The sequence below is a fragment of the Enterococcus sp. AMC1157 genome (assembly GCF_058216555.1).
Window position 1 is genome coordinate 2,359,444 of sequence record NZ_CM177099.1, and the last position, 18,895, is coordinate 2,378,338.

Here is an 18,895-nt window from a genome sequence, read left to right on the forward strand (position 1 = left end):
TAAACCGAATTAGCTTAATAAACTAAAAAAATAAGGAGGAGTAGCATGGACATTCAAGTAGTGCCAAAGGAATATTTGGTAAACAAAGTAACTGGTGAAATTGGAGCTGCCCGTGGCATTTGCTTTCCTTCCAATTTAGAAGAAGTAGTAGCTTGTGTAAAAAATGAACCTACTCAACCTTTGATTACAATTGGAAGCTTTACAGGCTTGACAGGTGCAACCTTTCCGAGTGGTAATGAAACTTTCCTTAGTCTAAAGAAAATGAATCGTATTCTGGAATTAGATGAAGAAACGATGACTTTAACTGTTGAAGCAGGAGTTACCTTAACTGAGCTTCAAATTTTTTTAGCAGCTACTCCTTATTTTTATGCTCCTGATCCAGGAGAGAAGGCAGCAAGTATTGGTGGAACGGTAGCGACAAATGCAGGCGGCATGCGAGCAATTAAATATGGGGTCACGCGTGACAATATTCGTGGCTTGGAAGTAGTTCTAGCTTCAGGAGAAGTCATGGATGTCGGCGGGCTAAATCGTAAGTCTAGTTCTGGTTATGATTTAAAAGATTTATTCATCGGTTCGGAAGGAACTCTGGGCATTATTACTAAATTACAGCTCAAGCTTGTAGCGCGCCCTAGTTTTGAACAAAGCTTATTAATTGGCTTTAAAACTTTGGATGACTTAGCACCAACCGTTTTCCAAATCTTGTCCTCCACTCTGCAACCAACGACCTTAGAATTTTTTGAACGTCAAGGAATTCAATTTGCAGAAAGCTTGTTGCAACAAACCTTTCCAAATGTTGAAGGAGCCGCTTTTTTATTAATTACTTTGGATGGCGATTCAATTGAATCAATTGAGAATCAACAGCTAGCTTTGCAAAACTTGTTACCAACTGCAAAAATTCATTTTTTAAATGAGGAGGAAGCCGTTAATGTATGGCACTTACGAGGCGGGATTGTTTCAGGAGTTGAGGCTGTCACTCAACAAGAACCATTGGATATCGTCGTGCCAGTGAATCAAATCACTGGAACAATTCAATTTATGAAAGAGTTAGCTAGTCGTTATCATTTAAATGGAGTGTTTTTTGGACATGCTGGAGATGGGAATATCCATGTCTGCGTGATGCGAGAGCAATTATCCGATGAAGAATGGCAAGTTGCTTTACATGGTTATTTAGATGAAATGTATCAATATATTGCGAGTGTGAAAGGTTTACCTTCTGCTGAACATGGGATTGGTCTCTTAAAAAAAGAATTTTTCTTAAAAAATACAGATTCAGTCACCTTAGCCACAATGGAAGCTATCAAAAAAGCTTTAGATCCTCATTTACGCTTAAATCCTGGGAAAATTTTTTCCATTGAATAAATCAAATAAGACTTTGACATAAGTAAGAACCAGACAAACTTATCCTAAAGAGTAGCATGAATGCCATGCAATCTGCTTTTATTCGGATATGTTATTGTGTAAGTACTTATGGTCAGAGTCTTTTTTATTCCTATTCAAATTAAAGGAGAAAAGCAGTGGAGGATTCTTTTCCAGAAATCACAAAAATCGGTTGTATATTTGATTGATTTCTGATTGAATAGAACAAGAGAAAAAGTTTATTTGATTAAGAGGAGTCGAAGAATGTTGAGAAAAATTGGTTTTGATCCCCAAAAATATATTGACGAGCAATCAAAATATATTTTGGAACGCGTGAACAATTACGATAAACTGTATTTAGAATTTGGTGGAAAATTGATTGGTGATATGCACGCCAAAAGAGTGTTACCAGGCTTTGATCAAGATGCAAAAATCAAATTGCTACACAAATTAAAAGATCAAACAGAGATTATTATTTGCGTATTTGCAGGAGATATTGAACGTAATAAGATTCGTGGGGATTATGGTATTACGTATGACATGGATATTATGCGCTTGATTGATGAATTAAGTGATTACGAGCTTTCAGTTAATAGTGTCGTGATTACTCGCTACAATGGTCAACCTTCAACAAAAATCTTTATGAATAAACTTCAACAACGTGGTATCAAGGTCTTTACTCATCGAGAAATCGAAGGCTACCCAATTAATGTGGATAAGATTGTTAGCGATGAAGGATTTGGTCGCAATGAATTTATCCCAACAACGAAGCCGATTGTCGTGGTTACTGGACCGGGTGCAGGAAGTGGTAAGTTAGCGACTTGTTTAAACCAACTGTATCATGAGAGCCAATCCGGACATTCAGCAGGTTATTCTAAATTTGAGACGTTTCCTGTGTGGAATGTTCCTTTAAGACATCCATTAAACATTGCCTATGAAGCAGCAACGGTTGATTTGAAAGATGTCAATATGATTGATTCCTTCCATTATGATTATTATGGAGAAGTAGCGGTGAATTACAATCGTGATTTGGAGTCTTTCCCAATTATCAAAAGAACGATTGAACGGATTACTGGACGTGATGCCGAATTTAATTCACCAACTGACATGGGAGTCAATCGTGTAGGTTATGGAATTACCGATGACGAAGTGGTTCAAGAAGCTTCTAAACAAGAAATTATTCGTCGTTATTTTGATACGGAATGTAATTATAAAAAAGGGTTAACGGATATAGACACCTTAAAACGTAGTCAAATTATCATGGAAGAAGTGTCTCTACGACCAGAAGATCGTCCTAGCGTTAAACCTGCCAGAGAATATGCAGAGGAATTAAAATTACGAGACGATTGGGATCAAGAGTTTATGCCAGCAGTCGTTGCTTTAGAATTAGCAGATGGAGAAATTGTTACCGGACGCGCTTCTAAGTTGATGGATGCCAGTGCATCGGTTATTTTAAATGCCATTAAGAAACTAGCAAATATTAGTGACGATATCTTATTGTTATCTCCTAATATTTTAGAACCGATTAAAAAATTGAAAGCTGATGAACTATCGGGACGTCTGACCTCATTAAATACTTCAGAAATCTTGATTGCTTTATCAATTAGTGCAGTGACCAATCCAACCGCACAATTAGCTTATGATAAATTAACTGAACTAAAAGAGGCTCAAGCGCATTCGACAGTGATTTTAAATAAAGATGATGAACAAATTTTGCGTAGTTTAGGAATTTCCTTTACCTGTGACCCTGTTTATCCATCTAAAAACTTATTTTATGTTTAATAAAAAAGAAGAATTGACCGGTGTCAGTTCTTCTTTTCTTTAAAACTGAATCTGAGTAAGATAAGATAGAAGAAAGAGGAGGGGATCGTTTGAAAGGCATTGTTTTTGATTTTAATGGGACATTACTTAGTGACACGGATATCCATGAAGTAGCGTGGCGAAACTATATTCAAGAGTTGTTAAATAGAGAAATTACCGATGAAGAATTTCATTCCATTCATGGGAGAACCAATCATCTGATTATGGAAACATTTTTAGAAAAAGAATTAACAGTAGCTGAGAGCGAAAAATATTCTGAAGAAAAAGAAGCAGTTTACCGTGAATTGCTACTAAAAGAAAAAAATCCCCAACTAATCAAAGGGGCAATGGAGTTTTTTGATTATTTAAAAGAGCAGAATATTGCAATCAATATTGCGACGGCTTCACCAAAAAGCAATGTTGAGTTTTATTTCGAACTATTTGGTTTGTCTCGTTGGTTTGATTTGTCAAAAGTGGTTTATAATGACGGCACATTGGCGAGCAAACCTGCACCAGACTATTATGTTCAAGCAGCAATCAATGTCGGAATTAATCCAGAAGAAATGTGGGTTTTTGAAGATTCACCGATTGGCTTACAAGGAGCTTTTAATGCAAAAGCAGATAAAATTATTGCCGTAACAACTAATGATAATCGTCAAGCACTAGAAAATATCGAATTTGTAGATCTTGTGATTGATGATTATACGGATTTGCGACTTCATCAACTGATAAAATAAAAAGAGTTGTAAGATACGTCTTATTATTCGCAGCAAACTGGACGCTTCACTGTGAGAGATATTTGCATATCAGGGCAGAGTATATGATGAAAAATACCCGAACGAAAATTTGACTTTCACTATTCCAAGTGAATTGACTTCCGAGAATCAAGAGACTCTCGGAGGTAGTCTTTTTTGTTCGGGTATTTTGTGGTTAAGTGACTTATGGTGCAGACTCTTTTATTTTTTTACAATCATACTAATTGCTTGTTCTAATTTAGCAGCTTGCTCATCAGCATTTGTTTCAGGGTTTACAAAGCAATTTTTTAAATTTTCTGCCATAATCATGCCCATTACGCGATCGATACTTGAACGAACGGCACTTAATTGGGTAATCACATCCACACATTCTTTTTCATCTTCAATCATTTTTTGAATGCCACGAATTTGCCCTTCTGCTCTACGCAAGCGATTGAGGACTTTTTTTTGTTCTTCTCGCATGATGTCGCCTACTTTCTAAAAGTGTTCTTGATTGAAATATACCTGAATAGGGTATGTTAGTCAATCAAAAAGAATAGAACGATTCTCTTGACAAGAGGATTTTTTCATAGTTTAATATACCCCGTAAGGTATAATAAGAAGGGAGAAAATTATGTTTAAATTTTTATATAATCGAGTACCGTCAATTTCAACAAATCAATTACAGAAACAATTATCAAATGATATTAAGATTTTAGATGTACGATCCCCGTCTGAATTTCGTGGTGGGCATATTCGTCAAGCTAAAAATGTACCTCTCAATACGATTAAGAATTATCAAGAGAAAGATAGGGAGATTTATGTGATTTGTCAATCGGGTGTGCGTAGCAAAAAAGCAGCGAAAATCCTGAAACAAAAGGGATACAATGTGATAAATATCCATGGGGGTATGAATCAATGGGATGGTCAAATTAGGGGAGGAAAATAGGATGAAAATTGTGATTGTGGGAGGCGTAGCAGGAGGAATGTCTGCAGCGACACGTTTACGTCGTTTAATGGAAGACGCCGAAATTATTATTTTGGAAAAGGGGCCTTTTGTTAGTTTCGCTAACTGTGGACTACCCTACCATGTGTCCGGTGAAATTGCTAATCGTGAGCAATTAATCGTGCAGACACCAGAAGCACTACAAAGCAGATTTAATTTAGATGTGCGACCTTTCAGTGAAGTCATTAAGATTTTACCAGAAAAACATCAAGTAATCGTTCAACAAAAGGGCAATGAAATTATCGAAAGTTATGACAAATTGATTTTGTCACCAGGCGCGAAACCATTCGTACCACTTATTGAAGGATTATCAGAGACGAAGAATGTCCATACCTTAAGAAATATTCCTGATTTGGATAGTTTGATGAATCAATTGACCGAAGAGACAAAAAAAGTAGTTGTCATTGGTGCAGGTTTTATCGGTTTAGAAATGGCGGAAAATCTTTATAAAAAAGGTTTGGACGTAACCATTGTAGAAAAAGCGCCACAAGTTTTGCCACCTTTAGATGAAGAAATGGCAGCTTTCGTTGAAAAAGAGCTGGTAGAAAAAGGGATTAGAGTCATTACTTCGCAATCAGCTGTGCGCTTTGAAAATGAAGGGAAAAAAGTCATTTTAGAAGATGGGCAAGTACTGTATTCAGATGTGACGTTGCTCTCTGTAGGTGTCCAACCTGAAAATCAGTTGGCCGTGGACGCAGACTTGGAAACAGGGCTTCGCGGTGGAATTGTCGTTGATGAATACTATCAAACAAGTCAAGAGGATATTTATGCAGTAGGGGATGCAATTGTTGTTAAGCAGCAAATTACTGGATCGGATGCCCTGATTTCTTTAGCTTCACCAGCTAATCGTCAAGGGCGACAAGTGGCCGATGTAATTGCTGGATTGAATCGAAAAAATATCGGAAGCATTGGTACTGCAATTGTCAGAGTGTTTGATTTGTCAGCTGCATCAACGGGTTTAAGTGAACGAGCAGCAAAATTAGCAGGTAGGAATCCACAAGTTGTTCATATCACAGGGAAAGATCATGCTAGTTATTTTCCTGGGGCAACGGATATTACATTAAAATTGATTTTTAATGAAAAGACTGGTGAAATTTATGGGGCTCAAGGGATTGGTGAAAAAGGTGTGGATAAACGAATCGACATTATAGCCACTGCAATTAAGGGGAATCTTACTATTTTTGATTTACCTGAGTTAGAATTGACTTATGCACCACCTTTTAGTTCAGCTAAAGATCCAGTGAATATGATTGGGTATGCAGCAATAAATATTGCAGAAGGTTTGAGCGACTCAGTTCAGTGGTATGAGTTAAAAGATGAATTATTAATGGGAAAACGATTGCTAGATGTTCGTAATACGAGAGAATTAGCACAAGGAAGATTACAAAATTCGCTTCATATACCATTAGATGAGCTTCGTTGTCGCATAACAGAACTAGATTTAAATAAAGAGTATATTGTTAGTTGTCATAGTGGTTTACGAAGTTATATTGCGGAGAGAATTCTAAAACAAGCAGGTTTCAAAGTGAAAAATCTGGACGGAGCCTTTGCCTTGTATCAAACTATTTTGCCGGAGGAAATTGAATATGTATAATTCTGTATCAATGAATGATTTTGAAGCATTAAATAAACAAAAGAAATTAGCGATTATTGATGTTCGGGAAGTGGAGGAGTTTCAAGCTGGACATGTTCCGAATGCTAAAAATTATCCACTCAGTCGATTGGATGAGGACTATGTAAGCCTAGCTGATGAGGATGAATATTATGTGATTTGTCAATCAGGTAAACGCTCTGAACTAGCTTGTCAATTTTTAGCCGAACAAGGATTTGAAGTCAGCAATGTGTTGGGTGGAACAATCGCTTGGTCTGGGGAGTTAGCATTCCCAGAATGAAATCTGTAACTGATTGACATAGATAAAACAAGAAAAAATATCCAAACAAGATAGATGATGCCTCTAAATCTAGGAGCAATCTGCTATTGTTCGGATATTTTTTTGTTAAACGGCTTATGTCACAGTCTATTTTAATTATTTAGCGACTACTGGGATCCACATTTCGCCAAAGTATTTGCCTTCTTTTTGACCCATACTGACAGCAGCATTTGGGCCACCTACATAGTGACAGTCTTGAACTTCCATCAAGGCTTGACCAAAAGCCATTCCTGTTAGCGTATTTTCTAGTTCTTCTGTAGAATAATTTCCATGTATATCTTACATTTATATCAAGAAAAAAGAACTTGGTTTATCGAAGGAATCAATCTAAATGAAGAAGAGAAGCATATACTACCTGTGGATGATCTGATAGATATTCAACTATATCAAGGAACTGCTTGGACCAATAATAAAATAAAAAAGATAAATCGTAGGAATCGTGAGAATAATTTAATTATAAATTTGGGTCCGCAAGCAATTAGTCAATTTAGAAAATACCATCCATTTAAACTAACTTTAGCATTCACCAATCCCTTTCAAACAACTGTGAGGTTAGAAACCTTTGTTGACGATTCTCAAACAGAAATAGTGGAAGAAATAGCGAATTGGTTATTATTTTTAGGAAAAGATATGGAATTAATCCAAGTACCAGAAAAAGTAAAGATAGAGCTAAAAAATCAAGTTCAAAAGTTTTCATAAAAATATCTGAAATCTCTAATTGGAGAATTCAGATATTTTTTGTTCTAAATAATTAATTTTGGATTAATGTTCGTGTTTTCGTTATAAACATGTTAAAAAAAGATTGAACATGTTTATAAAACTCGTTATATGCGTACAAACTAAAAATTAAAAATTATAATGTAATTGTATTATTATTCAAATAGTGTTTGAAGTGTATGGCTCATAAGTAGCTCAAATTGATTTAAAGCTGTGCCGAAGAAAAGATTTGGAGCAAATTTATGAAAACCTTTCGTGCTAAACGTATTTGTACTAATGGCCAAAGTTGCTAACTGTCCAATTTTAGATTGAGATTCGCCCACAAAAGCAATGATATCAATTTGATGTTTATCAGCAATAACGGACAATTCTACTAGTCTTTGTGTTTCTCCTGAATGAGAGATGAGAATGATTAAAGCTTCACTCTCAGTAGACGGACGCAATAATTCTAAATGACTGTTAGCCGTTGCTCGAAAGCCGTGTAGATTGAGAAATTCAGAAAAATAATTTGCCAAATTTTGTGAAAATCCTGAAGCAAGAATCATAATTCGTTTATTTTGGTATTTTTTTAATAATTGTGCAAATTGTTGATATTCTTCTTTTGTAATCAATTCCGTAGAAAGAGTCTGTGGAGCAGGTTGATTTTGGAAAGAAAAGACTAAATCACTGTAACCGGAAAATCCTAGCTTTTTAGACATGTTTACAATAGTTGCTGTAGAAACATAAGTATGTTTAGCGACTTCACGAATACCAATTTTTTTCGAAGGCGTAATCGTCGCTTCCATAAACCGTAAAGCATTGGCTTCAGCGTCACTCAATTGGTACTTCTCTATGAGCATTTGCACATTCATACATGAATCACCTCATTTTATTTGATAGGAGAATTATAACATGGAAAACAAAAAAAATATTCAAGATCCTTGGGCAAGAACAACAACTCGTAATGGGTTAGCAGGAGATGAAGTGATTTCAGCATTACAAAAGTCAATTCGTCGTGGTTATGAGAAAGCAGCTTGTGAATTTGCTTATGAAATGTACATTACTTCCCCTCAGTTTGAAGAAAAATTGTGGCGTCGATTATTAGCAATTTCAGTAGAAGATATTGGCATGGGAAACCCACAAGCTGCAATTATGATTAATAATTTGAATCAAATGCGTAAAGAGTTTCAATACAATGAATCCGATCGATTGATGTATATCATTCATGCAATTCGTTATTTATGTAACTCTGAAAAAGATCGTTCGTCAGACTTATTAAAAAACATTATGATCAAAAGTTTTGCAATGGGGTATGTTCCGGAAATCCCAGAATATGCGTTAGATAAACATACAACTCGTGGCTTAGAAATGGGGAGAGATTCGAATCATTTCTTAAATGAAGCTAGTAAGGTATACCCTCAAGCGGAAGTTGATAATGATTTCAAGGAACAATACGCAGAAATTTTGAAGGAATACGATCCAAATAATCAAGTGGAAACAGCTTTTCAATTTAATTCTTGGCAGGTTTAATTAGGGGGAGAAAAAATGGAAAATTCAGCGATGGTAGAAAAGTTAAATGGGATGTTAAGTCCTTTGGCAGCCAAATTAGGGAATCAACGACACTTAAAAGCAATCTCTAACGGAATGATGTTCGGCTTACCATTTATCGTCATTGGTTCATTCTTTTTGATTGTTGCTCATCCATCAATTAACATGGATCAGTATAATCCAGAAACGGCTAATTTTTTCATGCGATTTTTAGCTTCATGGAAAGAATTTGCTGTGGCGAATTATGATATTATTACCGCTCCATACAATCTAACTATGGGATTGATTGGTTTAATCAGTGCTTTTGGTATTGCATATTCCCTAGCTAGTGACTACAAATTAAATGCAGCCATGAATGGTATGATTGCTACAGTTGTCTATGCGATGGTTTGTACACCTGTTGTTGAAGGTAAAATTGATTTAAACTATTTAGGAACCAATGGATTATTTGTGGCCATTATTATTGGATTATTAGTCGTGGAAATTTGTCGTTTGTTTGAAGTGAAAAATATTAAGATTTCCTTACCAGATAGTGTCCCACCAATGGTTGTTGTTTTTATCAATACCTTAATACCTTTACTGACAAACATTATCATTTTTTACGGTATTAATATCATTTTCTTGCTTACTACCAAACAAATTTTTCCAGAAGCTGTGATGCAAGTATTGACACCTGCAACTGATATTGCTGGAAGTTTAGGTGGTTTCCTATTTATAGTGACAATTGGAAATATTTTATGGTTATTTGGAATTAATGGCTCATCAATTATTTTCCCAATTGTGTTTACGCTAGGAATTGCTCAATCAGGTTACAATGCTGAACAAATGTTAAATAATGAATCAATGACTCATTTGATGAACTTACAAATGTTTCGTATTTCAGTGATGGGTGGAGCTGGTGGAACTCTCGGTTTAGTCCTTTTGATGATGAGAAGTAAAGTGAGAGAATATCGTACAATTGGAAAATTATCTTTAATTCCAGGAATTTGTTCCATTAATGAGCCAGTGATTTTTGGTCTACCCATTGTATTTAATCCAGTACTGGCCATTCCCTTTTTAATTGCTCCAGTTGTAAATTTGTTGCTAACGTATTTTGCTCAAAAAATTGGATTAATTGGTTTAGGTTTTATCATTGATCCGTCCTTTACACCATTTTTCGCACAAGCTTATTTATCAAGCATGGACTGGCGGAATGTAGTCTTTACTTTCGTGTTAGTCTTGGTGAGTGCAGCGATTTATTTCCCATTCTTCAAAGTAATGGAAAAAAATCGTTTAGCTCAAGGAGAGTAAACCAAAGCTCTTAGTTATTTTTTGCCGAATGTTTAGTTTTTTGAGCGATTGATCTCATTTTTCGAAAAAAAGTAAAAATATTATTTAAAGAAAGAGGTCCTCAAAAGGGCTCTCTTTTTTTATCTTTCTAAATTATAATAAATGTAGCTTTTTTGTTAAAAAATTGTTCACTTTTACACATTTCTATATTAAAATAGAAAAGAGAAGAAAAAGGAAGGTTGAAACTATGACTGATAAAGCAAAAAAGTTATGTCCGGATTTGGTTTATCGTTTTTTGCAGTGGTTTGCGCTTTTTTTAACAATTTCAGCTTTTTTTGTGGATTCTATTTTTGAAATTTGGAATGGATTGAAAGCGATTGCGATATCTCCTAGTAATTTATTGACGGATTATTTTGAAATAGGTGGTCTAGGAGCTACTTTGTTGAATGCTGGATTACTAACGTTTCTTAGTTTGTTTATTTTGAGAAAACACGAGCATCACTTTTCTCCGAACACAGTCTTAACAATTATGCTATTAGCAGGATATGCTTTTTGGGGAAAAAATTTGTTTAATTCGTTACCGATTATGGTTGGGTTAGTTACTTACTTAAAAAAGGAACACGATGAATCTCAAATAGATATCGCGGCGGGGTTATTAGGTACAGCTCTGGCACCTGCAGTCAGTATTGTCTTCTTTTATTCGGATAGTTGGTCGATGAAAACAATGGCTTTGTTGTTAGGTTTTTTGATTGGTTACACCATTGTTCCTATTTTTAAAAAAGTCTGTGATTATACAAAAGGCCTGAATTTATATAATATGGGTTTTGCGGCAGGAGTAGCCAGTATTGGTGTCAATTTCATCGTTAAACGAATGTTAAATATTCCTGTTCCCCTAAGTAAAAGTGAAGCCTTGCATGGAAATGAAATATTTTATGTATTAGTAACTTTGTTTATGGTTATTTTTTTGTACGGTGTATACATCTTTTTTGCCTATCATTTTATGGGAATTAAAAAAGGAAAAATAATTATTGGTTTTAATCATCATCGTTTTTCTTTAAAAGATACCATGCGAATTTTTCGTTTTTCAATTTATGGTTGGTTAGGTATTTTGATTGTGAGACTGTTTGATGGACAACTAAATGGTCCTGTAGCAGGAACAATCTTAATTTTTACTGGTTTTAGTATGTACCATTTTCACTTCAAAGATTACTTTTTCCCAGCGATCGGGGTGGTTTCTTCATACGCTTTATTTTATCCAGAAGCTAGTATTACCACAAAGTTAATTGCTGTTTTGTTTGTCAGTACAATGGCGCCTTTTTCCAAAAAGTATGGAATTTTACTAGGATTCTTTTCGGGAATATTTTTCCCAATCATTTCCAAACAGCTGAATGCTTTACATGACGGAATCAATTTATACAATAGTGGTTTTGCTGGAGGTGTGACTGCGATTGTTCTGTCATTTATCTATCTTCAAATACAACGAATTCCCTTGCTAAATAAACTGTTAGAACAGAAATATCCCGCTTGGAATGCCAAATTTTTCAAAAAAGGAGCTATTTATTTAAAAAAGATTCCCTTAAATCATCGAATTGAGCTTGTCCCAACTAAACCTTAAACAAAGAGAGTGTAAACAAGAATCTTGTTACATTCTTTTTTTGTTTGAAAAAAATTTGCTAAAATAAAATTAGTTGTTCACTTTTTGAAAGTTGATTTGTTATATAGATGAAGGGGGGAGGAAATGAAAAAGCAATTTGATCGAATTTTATTTGAAACAACCAATGAATTGATTGGTTATTTAATCAAAATGGGTTCAAATCCTGAAGATGCCAAAGATATTTCCCAAGAAACCCTCCTGAAAATTCTTGAAATTGAAACAGAACTATCTATGGATAAAATTCGGCCGTGGATGTATCGAGTAGGAATTAATCTTTATTTCAATTTATATAATCAAACAAAACGACGAGCACAAATTCTGGAACAATATTTCCACGTCATCCCAGAAGAATGGCAAGAATATGACCACAATTTGTTTGAAGCTTTAAATCAATTAGATGTTAAATCCGCTCATTTATTAGTCTTAAAATATAGTGAGGAACGAAGTATGAAAGAAGTTGCTTTCCTGCTAAATCGACCAGAAGAGAGTATTAAAACAGAATTATATCGTGCAAGAAAAAAATTAAAGCAACTATTGGATCGGTTGTCAGTTGATGATTAACAGATTTGATGGAGATGGGAGAACAACTATGGAAGACAAAGAATTCCAAAAATTAGTAAAAAAGTCACGAAGTAAGCAACGGAAAAAACTTATAGGTTTATATATTGTTACATTAATCATTTTCGTAGGAGCAGGAATTAGTCTTATGTATGATTATAACTTTGGACCCTTTCAAGGAGATAAAATTGCTGGTGTTCGCGATAATAGTATAAAGTCAGTTAGCGCTGATGCGGTAGGGGTAGCAGCTTTATTGTTCCAGCAGTCAGGTGAGTTTCGATTTAATGTCGAAGCAGAGGAGTTCACCATGTATCTAGATTATTATCAAAAAGATGAACTGATTAAATCTGATGTAGTTTTTGGTATCTATACTGATGAGAAACCCGGAATTTATGGAAATTTATTGTTGGGAATTACTTCGGGAGATTCACAATTATTAACTAGATATAACGGTGGGACATATAGTGGTGTGTATTCAAGTGGTGTGCCGATCACACTTTCTGATTACTATGAAAGTGAAATTGGTTTAAGTTCTTTTTTAATCCCCTATGACAATTCCCAAAAAATTCAACTAGGCAAAAAGTATTATCTTTATTATGCAAATACTGCAGGGAAATTATATACAGATATTGATCAACATCTCACATCAGAAGCCCTTCGTCAGACAGATGAAACGATTGTCGTTTACATGATTTTTGAATAATTTCGATAAAAAGGCAGGAAACCTAGTTTTCCTGTTTTTTTTTTTTGCTTATAGTCTTAGTTTATTGATAAACTATGACGCCAGTCTCACTTACTAGAACTCCAAGCTAGTGAAATGGTAGGCGAATTGAGAATAAGATTCAAATTTTTGTACTTTGAAAATTTGAATACATTTTTTTATTATTGATAAAATGACATTTCATTTTATCAATAATAAGTAACTATAAGTAAAGAAAACTCTAGGGCATCACTTGACAAATGAATGGTTATTCATGTATTATAAAGATGTAAATATGATTAATCAATCATATGAAATATTTCATGAAATTATTTTATTTTAATAATGAGGAGAGACGCTTATGGATACAGTAAAAGACACCCATCAACATTGTAATCACGAACACGACCATCATGAAGGTCATGCTCATAGTCACAGTCATGACCATGGACGGTTACCTGTGTACTTATATTTTATCGGATTAGTAGCCTACTTAATTGCATTGATTGCTGATTTTCCAACCATTGGAACAAATATCTTATTTATTCTTTCGATGATTACTGCAGGATATCATATTATTATAGAAGGATTTGGAGAAACGCTTACGGAAAGTGTTCGTTTAAAAAAATTCCATCCAAATGTTCATATTTTAATGACTTTAGCAGCCTTAGGAGCTTCCATTATCGGTGACTTTGATGAAGGGGCACTATTGATTCTAATTTTTGCAGGAGCTCATTTTTTAGAAGAGTATACTGAAGGACGTAGTAGAAGAGAAATTACCAATTTGTTAAAATTAAATCCAACTGAAGCGAGATTACTTCAAGCAAACGGTGAGATGGAGTTAGTTTCCGTTGATCGTTTAAAAATTGGGGATTATCTACGTGTATTGCCAGGGGATCAAGTTGCGACAGATGGTGTAATTACTGAAGGAGCGACTTCAATTGATGAAGCGTCTATTAATGGAGAAAGTATTCCTAAAGAGAAAATAGTTGGGGATGAGGTCTTTGGCAGTACAATTAATGGTCAGGGAACATTTACCATGGAAGTAACCAAAGATAGTTCTGAAACAGTCTTTGCCATAATTCTACAATTGGTAAACCAGTCGCAGAATAACTTATCGAAGACAGCAACGAAAATTAAACAAATTGAACCGATATATGTAAAGACTGTTTTAGTACTTGTTCCATTATTTATTCTTTTAGCTCCTACTATTTTTGGTTGGAGTTGGTACATGAGTTTTTATCGAGGGATGATTATGTTGATTGCAGCTTCTCCTTGCGCACTCGCAGCAAGTGCTGTACCCGCAACTTTATCTGGGATTTCTAATTTAGCTAAACAAGGAGTCTTATTTAAAGGTGGTTCTTATCTATCTAATCTAGCAAATACAAAAGTAGTCGCTTTTGATAAAACTGGAACATTAACAGAAGGGAAACCAGTCGTAACCGATACGTATTTTGTTGAAAAACAACAGGCAGAATGGACAAATATTATTGTAGCTATGGAAAAAAATGCCAATCATCCATTGGCAACGGCGATTCTAAATGAATTTTCAGCGAACGTATCAATCGAACTCCAAGTAGAAAATCAAATCGGTCAAGGATTAGTATCTACTTATAATGGGAATAATTATCGTATTGGTAAGCCAAGTACGTTTATCCAAACAAATGATTTAATTCTTCAATTAACAGAACAATATTCTCGTGAAGGAAAAACCGTGGTCTATTTCGCTATCAACGAAGAAGTAAAAGGTTTAATTGCGATGATGGACATCGCCAAGCAAGAAGCCAGTGAAGTGATTCAGTATTTAAAATCCCAAAATATTCACACGGTAATGATTACTGGTGATACTGGAAGTACTGGAGAAGCCGTTGCCAATCGTTTAGGAATTGATGAGGTAGCGGGAAATGTTTTACCTGAAAATAAAGCGGAAATTATTACCTCTCTACAAAAAAAATATGGAGAAACCGTGATGCTTGGTGATGGAATCAATGATGCACCTGCTTTAGTTAAAGCAGATATTGGTTTTGCAATGGGAGATGGAACCGATGTAGCTATTGATGTAGCGGATGCAGTAATTATGCAAAATAATTTGACGAAATTTAAAGATGCTCATCAACTGTCTAAAAAATTAGATAAAATAATTTGGCAAAATATTTTTTTCTCAATGAGCATAGTATTTTTACTTGTCGTTTTAAATATTTTAGGAAAAATGGATATTGGTATAGGTGTACTCGCTCATGAAGGTAGCACGTTGGTTGTTATTTTAAATGGCTTACGCTTATTAAAGAATAGAAAAGATGAATAGCATCTGCTTATAAATTAGAAAATGAAAAAAAAACGATTAGATTAAGATGTAAGTCTTATTTCTAGTCGTTTTTTTTCATCGATTGACTATTGTCCATTTTTTTATTAGTGAAAAAAATCCAAAATTAATCAAATAGATAATGAAAAAATGACAGGAGAATAACATATATTTGTTATTAGGATAGCGAAAAAAATTACATAGAAAGAGAATATTAATTTTTTTGTCAAATGATATAGATAATGTACAGTGAATCACAAATATCAAAATTATTAATATAAAAATAGTTTTATTTTGTGTAAATCCTAATTTCAAGCTATTTTTTAATATTTACAATAAGAATTTTTTATAATAAGATGTCGATTATATCAATAAAATTTATTGTAAATTTATGTTTCTTTAATTATACTTAATGCTTGGGAATGTTTGATAATTTACAAATAATAATAAATTTTCGAAAAACTAAGAAATTAGAAATTTCTAGAAAATTCAATTTTTCATATATTTTTTTATAAAAAACGAACAATAAATGAAGTGGAGAGTGTAAGCCTTTGGATACCTATGGTTTATTAAAAGATGCAATGGCAGTATCGAATAAAAGAGCGGAACTGATTTCGACAAATATCGCTAATGTTAATACAACTGACTTTAAAGCAAAACGAGTTCAATTTGAAAGTGAGCTCCAAAGAGCAATCGGCCAAAATGGTTTTAAATTAAATACAACTCATGAAAAACATATTCGACATGAGATAAAAAATGTGCAACCTAAAATTGTAGAGAATCAAAACACTCGAGTGAAAGAAAATGGAAACAATGTGGATCTGGAAGTTGAAATGTTAGATCAAGCAACGAATGGATTATATTACAGTGCTTTAACTGCACAGCTAAATGGTCGATTTAAAATGATGAATTATGTTTTAAGTAATTAATACTAAGGAGGAAAAGCGAATATGAGTATTTTTAATGGATTGAATATTAATGCAAGCGGACTTTCCTTAGAACGCTTCAAGTTAGATACTATTTCTACCAATATTGCCAACGTGAATACAACACGAACAGCAGAAGGTGGAGCTTATCGTAAAAAAACAATTGATTTTGCTGAAAGTTTGAAAAATATTAATTTGACAGAGCAAAGAAATCAACCTTTACGAAATAGCCAAATGAGCTATGGAGTGAGAGTGACTGGGATTAGAGAAGACCAAACTGTTCGAATGAGCTATGATCCAACTCATCCAGATGCGGATGAAGAAGGGTATGTAGAACAATCAAACGTAAACGTTGCAGATGAAATGATTGAAATGATTCAAGCTCTAAGAACCTATGAAGCCAATGCCTCTGCAGTAGAAATGAACAAAAGTATGCTTAGAAAAGCGTTAGAAATTTCAAAGGAGTAAGTAAATGAATAATATTTCCTATGCACAAAGTTTAATGGATTATCAAAATCAAATAAAAGACCTCCAAGCGATGAATGGTACGCCGACTATAGTTGATCGGAATGAGCAATCAGAAAAATCCTTTGGGTCTTTTTTAGGTGAAGCAATCAATGGATTAAATCAAAATATGCAAATTATTGATGCCGATACTACTCGAGTAATTACTGGTGAAGAAAATGACTTAGCAAAAGTGATGATTCACATGACAGAAGCTCAATTATCTTTGCAAACGGCCGTACAAGTTCGTAATAAATGCCTTGAAGCATATAACGACATTAAAAATATGCAGTTTTAAGAAGACTAGCTTGGAAGGATGGAATCGATGGGAACCAATATAAGAGAATGGTTCGAACAAATCAAAGATAGATGGCAAGAGCTGAGTGATTTTATGAAACGCGTTATCGTTTTAGGGATAATTAGTTTAGTAATTATATTAGGTACTACTTATTATTTTATGACCCGAGTAGATTATGGCGTTCTTTTTTCTGATTTGTCTCAAGCGGATGCGGGAAATATTATTAATGACTTAAAAGAAAAAAATATCCCATATAAACTAGAAGATAACGGTAAAACCATTATGATTGAGCAAAATCAAATTGATAGTTATCGAATTGATTTAGCTGTGGAAGATAAATTACCTGATAGTACAACTGGATTTGAATTGTTTGATGAGTCTGGAATGATGACCACAGATGAAGATCGAAAAATTATGTATCAACGAGCACTAACGGGAGAGTTAGAACGAGCAATTGGGTCTCTGAGTGGCGTTGAAGCAGTCAAAGTAATCTTGGTCACTCCGGATGAAGGGGTATTTAGTAGAGACAAGAAAGAAGCAACGGCTTCTATTACTTTATCTTTGCGCTCACCATTAGCCGATGCAGCAGTTCAGGGGATTGTTACTTTGGCTTCAGGATCAGTTGAGAACTTAAGTCCAGAAAATGTCAGAGTAATTGATACCGATGGAAATGTATTAGCCGGGGGACAAGAAAGCCAAAGCGTGGCCAATACAAGTGATCGTTATATCAATATTAAGACTTCGTATGAAGAAACTTTAGAAAACAAAGTTCGGACCTTATTAGAACCTATTTATGGTACGAATCGATTAAAAGTTTCCGTAAACGTTGATTTGGATTTTGACTCAGTAGAACGAACAACTACGACATACAACAATCCTGAAATAAGAAGTGAAAGCGTTGAAGCCACAGGTTCGGCAGATATTGTTCAAGAAGCACAAACGGGTCAAGTGGATGACAATGTGACCATTGTAACGGGTGATGACACTGAAGGCAATCGAACGTACCGAAGAGATGTAAATAATGAATTGGATACAGAAATCACACGAACTATTAGTGCACCAGGAATGATTAGAAGAATGACTAGTTCAGTAGTTGTTGATGGAAATCTACCTAATGATGTCCAACAAGAATTGCGAGCGTTAGTTGCTTCAGCAGTTGGTTTCAACGAAGAACGTGGAGATGAAATTGCAATTCAAGGAATTAATTTTGGTGTTGATGATGCGGAAGACTTACCGGAAAGTCCTGTGGAAGTGTTGAATCCATTAGACAATGATATGTTAATTTATCTTGCTGTTATAGCAGGTGTCGTAATAGTATTCATTACTTTTACTATTATTTTATCGATTCGTAGAAGACGAAATCGTCAAGAATATTTGGTTGACGAGGAAGAAAGTACGATTGAACTAGATTCAGAAATTTTAGAAACCTTAGCTCAAGCTCAGGCTAACTTAGTAAACGATGAAACTCAAGAGGACATTAAAGAGCTTGAGAGACAAAGAGAACGAGCAAAATATGAAAGCCGCGACAAGCGTGCAAAACAATTTGCTGTGGATAATCCAGAAATCGCAGCGGAGTTAATTAAAGCATGGATGAAGCAAAATTAGATGGAGGT

The 18,895-nt window shown here is 34.5% G+C and carries 20 protein-coding genes; 17 read left to right on the forward strand and 3 right to left on the reverse strand.

Translation table 11 applies throughout. The features are described 5' to 3' along the window. Positions 1-45: 45 nt before the first annotated feature. The 3 genes from AC4BBX_RS11500 to AC4BBX_RS11510 all read left to right on the forward strand — a co-directional run bounded on the left by AC4BBX_RS11500 (position 46) and on the right by AC4BBX_RS11510 (position 3,893). Complete coding sequence (locus AC4BBX_RS11500; protein ID WP_490453960.1) at positions 46-1,359, forward strand: FAD-binding oxidoreductase; 1,314 nt, start codon at positions 46-48, stop codon at positions 1,357-1,359. A gap of 264 nt (positions 1,360-1,623) precedes the next feature. Then, entirely contained in the window at positions 1,624-3,138 is a 1,515-nt protein-coding gene (locus tag AC4BBX_RS11505; protein ID WP_490455809.1) for a DUF1846 domain-containing protein, read from the forward strand. Between the two features lie 89 nt (positions 3,139-3,227). After that, the gene (locus tag AC4BBX_RS11510; RefSeq protein WP_490453961.1) at positions 3,228-3,893 is read left to right on the forward strand and encodes an HAD family hydrolase; all 666 of its coding nucleotides are present in this window, start codon (positions 3,228-3,230) and stop codon (positions 3,891-3,893) included. A 219-nt stretch (positions 3,894-4,112) separates the two neighbouring features. Here AC4BBX_RS11510 and AC4BBX_RS11515 read toward each other — a convergent pair whose 3' ends face one another. Further along, on the reverse strand, positions 4,113-4,373 hold the full coding sequence (locus AC4BBX_RS11515) for a metal-sensitive transcriptional regulator (protein WP_490453962.1): 261 nt from the start codon (positions 4,371-4,373) through the stop codon (positions 4,113-4,115). Positions 4,374-4,524: 151 nt separating this feature from the next. Between AC4BBX_RS11515 and AC4BBX_RS11520 the strand changes: the two genes are divergently transcribed. From AC4BBX_RS11520 to AC4BBX_RS11530, 3 genes are read left to right on the forward strand one after another with little or no spacing between them, the layout of a single operon-like run. Then, entirely contained in the window at positions 4,525-4,839 is a 315-nt protein-coding gene (locus AC4BBX_RS11520; protein ID WP_490453963.1) for a rhodanese-like domain-containing protein, read from the forward strand. 1 nt (position 4,840) lies between these two features. Next, positions 4,841-6,490, forward strand: a complete 1,650-nt coding sequence (locus AC4BBX_RS11525; protein ID WP_490453964.1) for an FAD-dependent oxidoreductase — start codon at positions 4,841-4,843, stop codon at positions 6,488-6,490. Then, entirely contained in the window at positions 6,483-6,788 is a 306-nt protein-coding gene (locus AC4BBX_RS11530; protein ID WP_490453965.1) for a rhodanese-like domain-containing protein, read from the forward strand. Before AC4BBX_RS11525 ends, AC4BBX_RS11530 begins: the two co-directional genes overlap by 8 nt. 135 nt (positions 6,789-6,923) lie before the next feature. Here the strand turns inward: AC4BBX_RS11530 and AC4BBX_RS11535 are convergent, their stop codons facing one another. Next, positions 6,924-7,055, reverse strand: coding sequence for a hypothetical protein (locus AC4BBX_RS11535; RefSeq protein WP_490453966.1), 132 nt, complete (start codon positions 7,053-7,055; stop codon positions 6,924-6,926). A 42-nt stretch (positions 7,056-7,097) separates the two neighbouring features. Here AC4BBX_RS11535 and AC4BBX_RS11540 point away from each other — a divergent pair, with 42 nt between their 5' ends. After that, a complete protein-coding gene (locus tag AC4BBX_RS11540) occupies positions 7,098-7,526 on the forward strand; it encodes a hypothetical protein (RefSeq protein WP_490453967.1) in 429 nt (142 codons plus the stop codon). Between the two features lie 173 nt (positions 7,527-7,699). Here the strand turns inward: AC4BBX_RS11540 and AC4BBX_RS11545 are convergent, their stop codons facing one another. Then, a complete protein-coding gene (locus tag AC4BBX_RS11545) occupies positions 7,700-8,395 on the reverse strand; it encodes a MurR/RpiR family transcriptional regulator (RefSeq protein ID WP_490453968.1) in 696 nt (231 codons plus the stop codon). Between the two features lie 40 nt (positions 8,396-8,435). Here AC4BBX_RS11545 and AC4BBX_RS11550 point away from each other — a divergent pair, with 40 nt between their 5' ends. The 10 genes from AC4BBX_RS11550 (at position 8,436) to fliF (ending at position 18,887) form a co-directional block, all read left to right on the forward strand. Then, a complete protein-coding gene (locus tag AC4BBX_RS11550) occupies positions 8,436-9,053 on the forward strand; it encodes an AAA family ATPase (protein WP_490453969.1) in 618 nt (205 codons plus the stop codon). A 15-nt stretch (positions 9,054-9,068) separates the two neighbouring features. Continuing rightward, a complete protein-coding gene (locus tag AC4BBX_RS11555) occupies positions 9,069-10,361 on the forward strand; it encodes a PTS sugar transporter subunit IIC (RefSeq protein ID WP_490453970.1) in 1,293 nt (430 codons plus the stop codon). A 226-nt stretch (positions 10,362-10,587) separates the two neighbouring features. Next, a complete protein-coding gene (locus tag AC4BBX_RS11560; RefSeq protein WP_490453971.1) occupies positions 10,588-11,955 on the forward strand; it encodes a DUF1576 domain-containing protein in 1,368 nt (455 codons plus the stop codon). A gap of 123 nt (positions 11,956-12,078) precedes the next feature. Continuing rightward, positions 12,079-12,555 carry an RNA polymerase sigma factor gene (locus AC4BBX_RS11565; protein WP_490453972.1) on the forward strand — a complete coding sequence of 159 codons (477 nt, stop codon included), beginning with the start codon at positions 12,079-12,081 and terminating at the stop codon, positions 12,553-12,555. A 28-nt stretch (positions 12,556-12,583) separates the two neighbouring features. Further along, positions 12,584-13,255 carry a hypothetical protein gene (locus AC4BBX_RS11570; protein ID WP_490453973.1) on the forward strand — a complete coding sequence of 224 codons (672 nt, stop codon included), beginning with the start codon at positions 12,584-12,586 and terminating at the stop codon, positions 13,253-13,255. Positions 13,256-13,613: 358 nt separating this feature from the next. Beyond that, positions 13,614-15,557: a heavy metal translocating P-type ATPase gene (locus AC4BBX_RS11575; protein WP_490453974.1), complete on the forward strand. Its 1,944-nt coding sequence runs from the start codon at positions 13,614-13,616 to the stop codon at positions 15,555-15,557. A gap of 548 nt (positions 15,558-16,105) precedes the next feature. Beyond that, positions 16,106-16,483, forward strand: a complete 378-nt coding sequence (gene flgB / locus AC4BBX_RS11580) for a flagellar basal body rod protein FlgB (RefSeq protein WP_490453975.1) — start codon at positions 16,106-16,108, stop codon at positions 16,481-16,483. 21 nt (positions 16,484-16,504) lie between these two features. Next, positions 16,505-16,948 carry a flagellar basal body rod protein FlgC gene (gene flgC / locus AC4BBX_RS11585; RefSeq protein ID WP_490453976.1) on the forward strand — a complete coding sequence of 148 codons (444 nt, stop codon included), beginning with the start codon at positions 16,505-16,507 and terminating at the stop codon, positions 16,946-16,948. A 4-nt stretch (positions 16,949-16,952) separates the two neighbouring features. Further along, a complete protein-coding gene (gene fliE / locus AC4BBX_RS11590; RefSeq protein ID WP_490453977.1) occupies positions 16,953-17,282 on the forward strand; it encodes a flagellar hook-basal body complex protein FliE in 330 nt (109 codons plus the stop codon). Positions 17,283-17,309: 27 nt separating this feature from the next. Next, a complete protein-coding gene (fliF, locus tag AC4BBX_RS11595) occupies positions 17,310-18,887 on the forward strand; it encodes a flagellar basal-body MS-ring/collar protein FliF (protein WP_490453978.1) in 1,578 nt (525 codons plus the stop codon). The last annotated feature ends 8 nt before the right edge of the window (positions 18,888-18,895 follow it).